General features: G+C 59.0%; 7 protein-coding genes. 4 read left to right on the top strand and 3 right to left on the bottom strand.

Annotation, left to right across the window (positions count from 1 at the left end):
• The first annotated feature begins 305 nt into the window (after window positions 1-305).
• Window positions 306-3,056 (top strand): ATP-binding domain-containing protein, encoded by a 2,751-nt coding sequence (locus tag ACODSK_RS31070; RefSeq protein WP_489021759.1) that lies wholly within the window; start codon window positions 306-308, stop codon window positions 3,054-3,056.
• Window positions 3,057-3,240: 184 nt separating this feature from the next.
• Here the strand turns inward: ACODSK_RS31070 and ACODSK_RS31065 are convergent, their stop codons facing one another.
• Window positions 3,241-4,983 carry an ATP-binding protein gene (locus ACODSK_RS31065; RefSeq protein WP_489021758.1) on the bottom strand — a complete coding sequence of 581 codons (1,743 nt, stop codon included), beginning with the start codon at window positions 4,981-4,983 and terminating at the stop codon, window positions 3,241-3,243.
• Window positions 4,984-5,809: 826 nt separating this feature from the next.
• Between ACODSK_RS31065 and ACODSK_RS31060 the strand changes: the two genes are divergently transcribed.
• Complete coding sequence (locus ACODSK_RS31060) at window positions 5,810-6,610, top strand: enhanced serine sensitivity protein SseB C-terminal domain-containing protein (protein WP_489021756.1); 801 nt, start codon at window positions 5,810-5,812, stop codon at window positions 6,608-6,610.
• Window positions 6,611-6,781: 171 nt separating this feature from the next.
• Here ACODSK_RS31060 and ACODSK_RS31055 read toward each other — a convergent pair whose 3' ends face one another.
• Complete coding sequence (locus ACODSK_RS31055) at window positions 6,782-7,645, bottom strand: CAP domain-containing protein (RefSeq protein ID WP_489021755.1); 864 nt, start codon at window positions 7,643-7,645, stop codon at window positions 6,782-6,784.
• A 517-nt stretch (window positions 7,646-8,162) separates the two neighbouring features.
• Between ACODSK_RS31055 and ACODSK_RS31050 the strand changes: the two genes are divergently transcribed.
• Window positions 8,163-9,389, top strand: coding sequence for an MFS transporter (locus ACODSK_RS31050; RefSeq protein WP_489021754.1), 1,227 nt, complete (start codon window positions 8,163-8,165; stop codon window positions 9,387-9,389).
• Window positions 9,390-9,425: 36 nt separating this feature from the next.
• Here the strand turns inward: ACODSK_RS31050 and ACODSK_RS31045 are convergent, their stop codons facing one another.
• Window positions 9,426-10,343 carry a bifunctional helix-turn-helix transcriptional regulator/GNAT family N-acetyltransferase gene (locus ACODSK_RS31045; protein WP_489021752.1) on the bottom strand — a complete coding sequence of 306 codons (918 nt, stop codon included), beginning with the start codon at window positions 10,341-10,343 and terminating at the stop codon, window positions 9,426-9,428.
• A gap of 112 nt (window positions 10,344-10,455) precedes the next feature.
• On the opposite strand from ACODSK_RS31045, the gene ACODSK_RS31040 reads away from it, so the two are divergent.
• Entirely contained in the window at window positions 10,456-11,850 is a 1,395-nt protein-coding gene (locus tag ACODSK_RS31040; RefSeq protein WP_489021750.1) for a hypothetical protein, read from the top strand.
• The last annotated feature ends 308 nt before the right edge of the window (window positions 11,851-12,158 follow it).

Raw genomic sequence — 12,158 nt, 5'->3', positions numbered from 1 at the left:
GGCAGATGGCCTGACCTCACACATTGAGGTGTCCGGAAAAAGTTGACCGCCACAGGGTGTGGAAGTTTTCTGCTAAGGATAAGGAGTGACAGGTATGGGAAAGCAGATTAGTGAAGCATCCCTGCGCAAGATTGCCCGTGAAGAGCTGGAGGTCCTTGAGGGGATTATTGATTACGCAGAGCGGATGATCCGTGAGGGCAATTTGGCTTACCGGAATCTTAAGCGCCATGCCTACGGCAAGGCACTTGTGATCGAACGTGAGGACGGGGGGGGCTGTTACATTCCGACTAGGCATGGACTCGCTGGTGTACCCCAAAGCCAGCTCGGGCTATACCACTCTTCACTCACCAGTGGGCCGCCTTTGCGCTGTGGCAGGGATGGGCTTTCAGGGCTTCTCAAAGGCCTGGGGTAATTACCGGGTCACTGAGGCCCGCCAGTTTCGTCGCCATGATTTTGAAGAGCTTGAACGTCATGCGCGCAACTTTCTGGCGGTGGACGTGGAGAATGCTAACGGCCAGGGAAACGTCATGGATCTGCGAGCCTTTTTGACAAAGGCATATTCAGCAGCCCAGCAAATCACTGTGTCGAGTAAAAAGCCTGCTAAGGCCAAAAGTATGGAGAAGCATGTAGACATCGTGCCCTCCATTGGCAAGGAGCTGCTCGAACCTACAGACCGAACAAGTGACGAAGCAGAGCTGCCAAACACACTGGTAACAGAGGTTCTTGTTGTTACTCACCGATCAGAAGACGGCCAGCCAGCGGGCGAGTCAGTAGAGCTGATACCATCCGTGCCTGCGGCACCGGGGCTGCAGATTCTCGATGATGATGAGGAGGAGGAAGAAGGTTCGGCACTGGCGATTGCCGATCTCGATGATGTGGAGGATGAAAGTGGTGGCGAGCTAACTGAGCAGATGAGCCTGGATGAACACTTTTTTCTAAATCGAACTCCGAATCAGGACAAGATCATTTCTCGAGCACCAGTTGGGCCTATGTGGGTCGAGGGCGTTGCGGGCTCAGGCAAGACGTCGGCTGCGCTCGGGAGAACCAAGATGCTCTGTGACTTCAATTCGAATGAAGTGACGGATCGTGAGACGTTCCGTTCCATTCTCGGCGACGACTTCGACTACTGGGAAGGCGAGTTTGCCGGCAAGTTCTCCCAGGACGGCAGCGTCGGCTTTGTGCGCACTGCCGAGCTTATCCAGTACCTCAAGGAAACCTGCAGCCGTCTATGCATGCCCGTTTTGCCAGTACTTGAATATCACGAGTTACGCTTCAAGCTACAAAGCTATCGCCAGCTGGAGTCTTCGGGCGGTTCTGGTAAGCGCTTCAAACACAGCAGCGACGAAGGGCATTCTCTAACTACCACTCTGGCTTGGCTTAATGCGGCCCGGCTTGCACTGGCACGGGTGATTGCCACCGACTTGCAGAAGCTGATAGTCGAGGTCGACAGTGCGGAGTTGCAACGGTTTACTGCCCAACAGCGCAGCCAGTTTGCCGCTGCCCGTCAAGCGCTTGCAGCCAGCGTTGATGAACTGGCGCAAGAATTGCTCTCGCCTTTGACCGCGGAGCGCGCCTTATATCGGGTGGCCGCGAGGTTGTCGGAGAAGATTCATGCGCTGGCTCAACGTATTCTAGGCCCGGCGATCCTGAGTATTCATCTGGGAGAGCAAATGGCCTATGGCGAGGGCATTCCGGAGCTGGCGCAAAGGCTGGCAGAGTTACCCGTCGATTTGTTCCAGCAGTCCAATCGGGTTTTGGTGCTGTACAGGGCGGGTATTAGTGAGGGTTCTGAGGCATTGCCCTGTGCGTCGAGCAGTCGTTACCAGTATCTATCAGCGGATAACCACCCCTTGTCCTTCAATGATGCTGTCCAGACCTCACTTGCGGGCAAGAGCGTCCGCGCTCTGCTGCCATCGTTAGTCATTGGTGACGGGTATGAGACAAGATTCATGCCAGTCAATGAGCTGTTCATTGCGCTTGGTAGGCCCAAGTCGCTGCTCTATCTGGATGGCGGGGTACTGAAATGGTTGAAGGTCAGCAGCGGCATCGGTAGCCAGGTATTGCCTGGTGAGGACGGTCAGGCGAGTACCTCGGTGCTTAAGATATTCCGGCAGGCAGCGTTGGACCATCTGGCCAAGCCGCTGAAGAACTTCGCGGGGCTATATACAAAGGCGCTGTATGAATACTCGGACAGCTTCCCTGATACGGCCGTGGCATGGCAAGTACTGGAGCGTCTTGAAGAGCAACGCCTGTGCGATTCAGATATCGACTTGTTACTGTGCTTAGCTCACGACCTGAGTGCCGGAGTAACAGCCAAACTTCCCGCCAGCCTACGCGAGCCACCTTTCTATCAGAGCGTGTTTGTCGATGAAGTACAGGACTTCAGCGAGCAGCAGATCTACTTGATGACCTCCCAGGCTGATCCGCGTTACAGCGCGATCACTGTCGTCGGAGACCGTTCGCAACAGTTGCTGCACAACGAGGAAGTGCACATTGCGGATTGCTTCCCGATTGGCAAACGCCCAGAGTTTGTTTCGCTGGATGAGAATCTGCGGCAGAAAGGGCAGCCGGACCTAGCCGCGCTAAGTTCGTTACTGCGGCAGTTGTTTGAGCGCGGAGCCGATACGGATGTGCAGCAGTTGGACGCTGCCCTTCTGCATGATCAGGTCAGCGAGCAACGCGCTTACACGATGCGTGGCTTTGCCCGACGTGAAGAAGAGTTCAGGTATCTGTTCAATGTAATCGCCGCTATCCCTGCACATCAGTCAGTTGCTGTGGTGTTGCCTGATCAGGTAACCGCTCGGTCCCTGCATGCTCTATGTGTGCGGGAGCTGGAGGGCAGCTTCCGCAAGATGAGCGTATCAGAGCAGATCGATCTGTCGAAAAAGTATTTGGTGCACTTCACATCAGTGCTGCATGTAAAGGGGCTGGAATTCGATGTCGTATTGCTGCCAATGATCGACCAATACGATCTTGGGCAGCCAGTATTCCGCAACCGGCTGTATGTAGGTTGTACACGAGCGAGACAGCAGTTGCTGATGAGTCGGTTACGCTAGTAGATAACGAAAGACTCTCCGATCAAGTCAGCACAGGTCATCCCGACCTGTGTTGACTTGATCGGAGAATCCTTCGCTATCAATTCCCATCGGAGGAAGGCGCCCGCTATAGACCGAAAGCAGTCTGTCGCGACCGTCCGCTATCAACCCAAAGCTGACTGTGTCGGTAAATAGTTCAGACAGTCTAAATTCTTTCCAACTGCCATTTAACCTGCCGGCGCGCGGTAGCAATAATGTCTGAGAACAAAAGAAGCTTCACATTGGGCTCGATATACTGCACAGGAAAATCAGTGGATCGCCGACCTCCGAGCAACAGGACAGTTATCGGCTTTGCTGTGTATTTTGCAAACTCATGCCGATACCTTGTGGCCTGCTGGTAATCCTCATGGTTCAAGCCATGCGAGGGCCTCTTGAATTCTATGAGCAGGTACTCACCATTCAAATTTTCATTGAGCAGAAGGTCAGGTCTATCTGCACCAGATTTCCCTTGGTACTTCAGACCTAAATACTCCTCGACTTGTTTTTTCAGCCCTTCATTTGAGCTGAAAGCAGTGTATTCCGCCCCGAAGATCCAGAGTGCCCTCTCGATAGCGCGGTGAACCGTGACCTCAAGACAGGCCTTGTTTCCTACCAGATTTTCCAACCAGTCCAGGAAAGCCATTCGAGCTTTTGCTTGCTCCACCAGGATTGCCATGTCCGCCAGACCGAACTGCTCAAGCGCCTCAGCGACTGCTGCCACGTCTGCCTTCTTCGCCTCAGCCAGGTGCTCAATGACGGCTGCGTAATCGGAGCGCTCAATGGCCTGGAGCACCACAAATGCGATTGCCTCCACCTTGTGTTCAGGCTCGTCGTAGTACTTGTCCAAGACCTTCTTGATGGCCTCCTCAGCAAACTGACGCTTGTGCTCAGGGAGCTTCGACATACTTAGGTTCAACGCCTTCTTCAACCTGGCATGCGCAAGCTGCATCTCCTGGGCATGAGTTTGATGAAGCGCCTCCTTCACTGTCTGCTGGACGTATTCAGCGACCCGCTGGTAGCTCTCGCTGTTCTCGATCACAGAATCCCAGCCAGCCGTTATGTAGTCCCTCAAGCCATCGGCACTGATCTCACCGTAAAGTTTGCGCAGCAGCTTAGGCGGTACATCGTCACATCCATCCAGCCCAAAGAACCCCGGTTTACCAATGGCCTTGCCATCGACAAGCAATGTGATGCCAGGCTCCCGTAAGCCTGTCTTTTTGTTGCTGATGGAAAACCTCAGCGCTACGTCACCCGCAGATGACAACGTCTCGGATTCTTCCTTATAGGTGCCTTCGAGATCATCAATGCCCAGAGGCTTTCCATTGATGATGATGGTGAAACCAGACTGCCGGCCATACTCCTTGATCAGCTCTTGCCTGAGTTGGACAGGATTCGGGTAGCTCAGATCTTGCCGGAGATGCGTCAGGTGGATCGAGGTGCCATGATCGCCCTCTCCACAGATCGACACCGCTATGTCGATGGGAAGGTGCTCAATGTCAGCAGCCTGCTGGAGATTGTCGACGCTCAGCGTAAATGACGCAGACTGCCCGCGGGCGCGAGTGCTCAAGGTCATCACCGATGCCGCCATCAGCCCTGCAAATTTACCGATGCCCTTTCGGCCTTTAATAACCCTTTGCTTTCCGAGAGTCCGCTCCCCTCGCCTCAGACGGCAGTCGGATGCGATCTTCATGTACTGAGATTTCAGCTCAATCACAGTCATGCCATTGCCGTTATCGCTGACGACGATGGGCTGATCGCTCAGTGGTTCTGGTAAAACGATAACGACTTCTTCTGCGTCGGCGTCCCACGCATTGTCCACTAGCTCCTTAAGAGCTTTCTCGGTCGACGAGTACCCTTGCCCTAACAGCGTGGCTAGGCGCGCATCGACCTGGAAATTGGCTTGCTCCATGACTCATCCCTGGATCCAATCAAAGATGGCAATTTAATATCGCAAGACATAGCGTGTCACTACCCTTCGATCACCTTACGCGGGTATGGCCAACTCTTGCCTTTCGTGAAGGGCGGCTACGGGTCGAAAGCAGACCTTCGCAACCGACCACTTCCGACCAGAAGTGGTCACTGCCGATGTACGATGCAGCGCTCGAGGCAGAGGACTCTCCCATTTATGCTTCGCCGTGTCGTGTTTTGCTTCTTCGCAACCGTCAGTCTCGCCCTGATCCTCCCCTGGGGAGCTTATTGGCTCGGATTGTCCAGGGTTTCGCACTATCCATTGCCTCCCTCTCACGCCCTGTCAGCCGAGCAGCGTGAATGGGTATGGAACCTTGCCAAAGCCTCAGGTGACCGCGTAGTAACGCCGCTAACCCCGTTTTCATATGTCTACGATATATTCGCCCGGCAAAAAAACGCTGCTGAAGTTACTCGGGTTATCTGGTGGGTAGCCTCCGATCACCTGTATGGCCAGAACCCGGGGCAACGAATGCTGTGGCGGCACTTATCCGGCACAGCCCTGACTATTTGGTTGAGCAGGAGCTGGACGGATCAGCAGATAACAGCAGCCGCCTTCGACGCCCTTCAGCGCCGGGGCGAGACCTATGGTGGTGACCAAGCTCAAACTGGCTCTTCATTAATCACTGATAAGGGAGAGCTCTCTTTGCGCCCTCCAGAGTGATTACCGGCATGCACAAGGCCTATCCACCTACCGTTTTTCCAGTTTCCACCCCCCATGAAAAACTGCGCAATCTCCGCCCCCTTGGTCTGCACAGATGGAACTGCCAATGAACCCCATGGACCCCCAGCAAGAAAACGCCCTCGAAAAGTCACTCAGGCTGGCAGCAGATGAGCCGGCTCACCGCCCTGATTTCCTCAGGACCCTGTTGAACTCCAACGTCTACGTCCTCGGCACAGCCGGCACAGGCGAAGGTAAAGTCCGCCTGGAAGCCGGCAGCAACATCAGCATCGCGCATTGGCAGAAGAACGACGACTCTATCGTCATACCGTTCTTTTCTTCGTTGCAAACGCTGCAACGGTCCATAACCAGCGAAGAGTCTTACCTGGAGATCCCGGTCAGGTCCCTGTTTGAAATCACCCTGGGCACCCATCTTGTGCTCAATCCAAAGTCGCCTTACGGCAAAGAGTTTTTCCCGGAGGAAGTCCGCCATTTGCTGGCCGATGGGATCGGCGAAAAACCGGTGCAGCGCACAGTCGAGAAAAACACCCAGGTACTGCTCGGACAACCGTCGCAATACCCGTCGAAGATGCTCAGCTCGCTCAGCCAGTTGCTCGCCGGGCACCGCAACGTAACGCGCGCGTTCCTCGCGTTGATGCATGCCCCATCGTCCGATCTGAAACCTCATCTGATCATTGGCATCGAAGCGGACGGCGATATCGAACGGGTCATCCGCGAGGCCGGCAGCGTTGCTCACGACAGCGCTCCGGATGGCGACCCCGTTGACCTGTATCGCGTGCGCAAGGATGACTCAGGTCTCAGCGAGTATTTCATCACGCAAACTACTCCGTTCTATGAACGGAAACCGAAAGGCTGGCTGCGCTCGTTGTTTGGCTTTGGTAAAGCGTGAGGAGTGCGTTAGCGGTCGGCCTCTGAGCAAGCCGAGACATGGATTCACGGTGCTCGGCCTGCCGCGTTTCTCCAGGTTCATTGGATAGGCAGGATTTGGGACCGCTGCGCGGTCCTTCGCAGCTGACGCAGCTCCTACCTGGACCGCGTCGACCTGACCCTAACGCCCCTCTCACGGCGCGCCAAACAGCATCGTCCAATACACCCCCTCATCACTGCGCGAGTTCTCGGCAAAGGCCCCACCCACCTGGGTAAACATCGGGTTCATCAGATTGGCACAATGCCCCGGACTGGCCAACCAGCCCGCCATTGCCTTGCTCGGTGAAGCCTGCCCAGCGGCGATGTTCTCGCCGATCTGACGTCCACGGTAGCCTGCGCTCCGGGCGCGGTCTGCCGGCAGGTCACCGTCTAGGTCACGGTGAGCGAAGAAGTTGTCGTTGGCCATCGCTCGGCTGTGGCTCAGCGCTGCCGCGCCCAGCGCAGAATTCCAGGCCAGCGGGCGCGCTGCGGCAAAGCGCTGGCGACCACACAGCCGCGGCCTGGCCCGAGCCTGGTTGACCTGCGCCAGCAACGCTTTGCCGGCAGCACGTTCATCTCCTCCAAACGAGGCGTCGAGCAGAGGGCGGGCCAGAACCAGTCGCCATTCGTTTCGCACGCGATTGACCCCAATATCGACAAACTGGTTATCGAGCAAGGCCGAGCAGTAGTCGCTCTGCAGCATTGCAAACGCCTCTTCGGCATCCTCCGCGCCGACCAGTCGGATAGCCCGCACCTTCACGGCCTGGTAACCGGAGGCCTTCAATCCGTCGCGCAAACCGCCACCGTAGCCAACCGGCAACCTCAGGTTCGACTTCAACACCAGCGGCGTCGAGGCCCGAATCGTGCGGCTTTCGCAGCGCTGCGGCCGGGCGCGGTAGTCGTTGATCGCCGACAGCAGTTGTCGCTCGCCAGCGGCGTGGACAGGGCTGGCGAACAGAGGAAACAAGGGAATCAGGCAAAGCGAGATGAAGGAAGAACAGTGAACAGCGTGGCGCATGGACGGGCAGCTCGGGTGAGAGGACGGCAAGGGTGCCGCTCCGGGGCTCGGCTAGGACTGCTCGCTTCGACACAGGTTCACGAACCGGGGCTATAAATGTGGCTACGATGGTGGCATCACCGACGCCATCGCGGCGGTCCGGCGTTCCGGTAAACCCGCTCCCACAGGGTCCGCGTCGCTCTTAGACCTATTCTCGCGCGACAGCGCAGTTGAAAGGCTGGGCGGACTCCCACAGGGACAGTAGAAGCCTCCAGCAAAAGCCGACAGATCTTCAGCGCTCGATCTCTAGAATGCTGCAAGATTCAAGACAACCACCTATCAGCCTCGACGCAATGCCCTGACAGACGCCCATACCCAAAAGACGTGCAAATACCCCCCTCCCATCGATCTCACTGATGATTACTATCGAACCAGCCGTCTGTCGGCCTGTCACCCGCGCTCCCTATAATCCCCTTCGATTTTTCCTCCCTCCCCCGCCTGCTGTTCAAGGCGCCAGTCCCCCGTGGAACCCGACACCATGCCAAATCCCAGCCAGGCCCATCAGGGCCGTCCTGAACATGATCAACAAAGCGTCTTCCAGCAGTGGCTGGCGATTCTTTCCGTCGCCGTGGGCGCATTCGCCCTGGTGACCAGCGAATTTCTTCCGGTCGGCGTACTCAACGACGTAGCCGCCGACCTTGGCATCAGCGCCGGCCATGCCGGCCTGATGGTGACCCTGCCCGGGATCATGGCCGCCCTCGCCGCGCCCTTGCTGTCGGTGGGTATCGGGGCAATGGACCGGCGCTACCTGCTGGTCGGCCTGACCCTGATCATGATCATCGCCAACTCGGTGGTGGCCTTCGCCAGTGACTTCAGCCTGCTACTGTTCGGGCGCGTGCTGCTCGGCATCAGCATCGGTGGCTTCTGGGCCACCGCCATCGCCCTCAGCGGCCGCCTGGCGCCCAAGGGCGTGGGCGTGGCCCAGGCCACCTCGATCATCATGGTCGGGGTGACCCTGGCCACGGTGCTCGGCGTGCCGGTGGGCACCTGGCTGAGCGGCCTGATGGGCTGGCGCATGACCTTCCTGGCCACCGCGCTGCTGGGCATCCCGGTGTTGCTGGCGCAGGTGTTCCTGCTGCCGAAACTCACCCCTGAAAAGGCCATCCGCGTCAGCGATCTGCCGGCGCTGTTCATCAACCCGCTGGCCCGGGTCGGCCTGATCGCCGTGCTACTGATCGGCCTGGCGCACTTTGCCGCGTACACCTACGTCGCGCCGTTCTTCAAGCAAAGCTCGGGCTTCGACGGGCCGACCATTGGCTCGCTGCTGTTGCTGTACGGCGTGGCCGGGGTGATCGGCAACCTGTTCGCCGGCTTCGCCGCCAACCAGAGCGTGCGCTACACCCTGCTGCTGGTGGCGCTGATGATCGGTACCAGCACCGCACTGTTCCCGCACTTCGCCACCGGCATGACCGGCGCGGTGATGCTGATTGCACTATGGGGCTTTGCCTTCGGAGCCTTCCCGGCCTGCGCCAGCATCTGGATGTTCGTTGTCGCACCGAAGGATGTGGAACGCGGCATGCCGCTGTTCGTCGCCATGTTCCAGGTGATCATTGCCCTGGGCTCGTTCTTCGGTGGGCGCATCGTCGACCAGATGGGCAGTTCGGTGCTGCTCAGCCTGGCCACGGCGCTGGTCGGTTGCGGCTTTATCACGGTGCTGGTGCTGGGGCGTAACGTCAGCAACAGCCTGGCCGCACAACCTTCCTGAACCTGCTTCACGGCCCGGCGATGCCTGCCGGGCCGGCTACAGCTCCAGCGCCCAGGTCTGGCTGACCAGGTCCTTGCCGAACTCATGCACCGGCGCTTCCTCCACCAGTTGAAACCCCGCCGCCTGGTACAAACGCCGGGCATCCGTCAGCACGCTCACGGTCCACAGCATCATCCGCGTGTAGCCGCTGTCCCGGGCAAAGCGCAGGGTCTCCTCGACCAGCCGCTTGCCGATACCCAGCCCCCGCGCGCTGGCGTCCACGTAGAGCATGCGCAACTTGGCGGTGCTCTCGTCATGGCGAGTGACGAAGACCGAACCGATCACCTTGCCATGCTGTTCGGCGATCCAGCAGCGCTCTGCGCTGGGGTCGAAGTCGCGCAGGAACTTCGCGACGATCTCCGCCACCATCGCTTCGAAGTCCGAATTCCAGCCGTATTCCCGGGTGTAGAGCTGCGCCTGCTGCTGGACGATCAGCCCCATGTCGCCCGCTTGCGGCGGCCGCAGGACGTATGAAGTATCACGCTCGCCAAGCAGCGACTGGATCTGCGCCATCGCCTGCAGCAGCAGTTGCTGGCGGGCGCTCGGCATGTCTTGGAGCAAGTCTGCGACGGCGTCGCGTGCGGCCTGTTCAAGAGAGGCCAGAACCGTCGCGCCCTGTGCCGTGAGCTGAAGCAATGTCGCCCGCCCATCGCTGGCCGAGCGGGATTTGCTCACCAGGCCCTTCTTCTCGAAGCCGGCGATGATCCGGCTCAGGTAGCCGGCATCGAGGCCGAGCGACTGGCGCAGGTCGGTGCTGGTCAGGCCGCTGGAGTTGCCCAGTTCATAGAGGATGCGGCTTTCGCTCAGGGAAAAGTCCGTGTGCACCAGATGCTCGTCCAGGGCGCCGATCTGGCGGGTGTAGAAACGGTTGAAACGGCGGATGGCGTCGGCGTGTTCGAGAAGGGAGGTAGTCATGGGGGGCGGACCATTTATTTGCTTGAGGCAATTATATATTTGCCTTAAGCAAACATGTCAAGCCGTCAGCGCTCGGGTAAACTTGCGCGTTTTTCGCCAGGAGTTTCCCTGCATGGATGCGCGTCTGCCCCTTGTCCTCGCCTTGCCACTGGCCCTCGCCGCCTGTAGCTCGCCGCCGCCCAAACAAGAGCTACCCGGCAAGCCTGCCGGCCTCGAAACCTTCGAACAGCTGATTGGCCAACCCGCCGCACCCGACTCGATCATCCGCCAGGGCGACAGGGTGACCTACATGGTCATCCCCACCAAGGAGAAACCCTGGCTGGCCCGCTTCGACGTCTCCTGCAGCCAGGCCAGCGGCATCATGTACTACCACTCCAACAGGGGCATGCGTGCGTTCGCCGACAGCCTCGACCGTGCCAACCTCCCCCTTCCCCAGTTGCAGGTCCTGCTGGAGAGCGAACAACGGCGTCAGGCCTGCGCGGCTCGCCCGACACCCGACTGGCGCGCCGTGGACACCCGCGAAGGCCAGGACTGGCCGCTGCTCGACCGCAACAGCGCGGTCCACGAAGCGGGACTGCTCAAGATCTGGACGGCCACGCAACTGGTGCGATACCAACTGGCGGAGGAAAACATCCGCATCCCCCTGGTGCAGGAACGCCTGGCAATCGACTGCGCACAACAGCGCTTCAAGCGCCTCAGCCAGTTCTCGATAGACGGGAAGGGCCGGGTGTTTGCCGGCCGCATCGAGCAGAACGAGCCGATGACCCTGGCGCCAGTGGCAGAAGCCAGCAGCGAACAACGCCGACTGATCGACGCCGCCTGCGGACAACCTGCAAACTGGGCCAGCCTGCCCTTCCCTCCCGAACGCGAGGCGCTACCGCCGCAACTGGACACACCCACGGCGGCGCCTGCCGTCCTCACCGCGATCAAGTCCCTGAACCTGCCCGAACCGCGCCTGACGCTTCAGCAACTGGAATATCGCTACGACGCGCTGATGCTGCACACCGCGAAGATCACCGATGTGCAGCGCGACGATGTCTTCGCCCGCGACCCGCAGAGCGGCCAGTTGCTGGTCCAGCCAACGGACTCGGTACTGGGTAGCGAGCTGCTGTTGACCTTCCGTGGCCTGATCACGCTGGCCAACAACAAATTCGACCGCCGCCGCGGCGGACAGACCGGGGATACCTTGCGCATCACCGGCCTGGCGTTCAGGGGCGACTGGCAGCAACTGCCGGAAAACACCGAGGTCACCTACTACAAGACCCAGACCAACAAAACCGAGCACTTCACCAGCGCCGTCCGGTGCAGCATCGGCACGGCACTGCCGGCCAGCCGGATCCACCCGGACCTGCAAGGCCGGGCCAAGCCACTGACCTGCACTACGATCACCCCCAAACTCGCCGGCAATGAGCGCTTCAACTATCTCGAAGACTATGGCGTGTTCGTGCAGCAAGAGCGGGACAGCAGCCTGGGACAGTGGACCTGGCGCGTGCAGTCGGTGCGTTGAAGGTCTCGACGTTGCATAAAACCGCATGTGCGACGCGTTCCAGGTAGGAGCTGCTTCAGCTGCGATGGGCCGCGCAGCGGTCCCAAAACCTGTCAACCCAATGAGTCTGGAGAAATGCGCAAGATCGGGCGCTGAGAATCCACAACCCTGCATGGCCAGAGGCTCGTGCGGGATGGTTTCGGGACCGCTGTCGCGGTCCTTCGCAGCTGAAGCAGCTCCTACATCGGACGCGTCGAGCACAGATGCCATGGCCGGCCCAGAACCCTGTGGGAGTCGGCGTTGCCGACGATGAGGCCATCAGCCTCGAC

It is taken from the genome of Pseudomonas sp. FG98, assembly GCF_057808595.1.
Note: the sequence above shows the minus strand (reverse complement) of the source record. Positions and strands in the feature narration are given on the sequence as shown.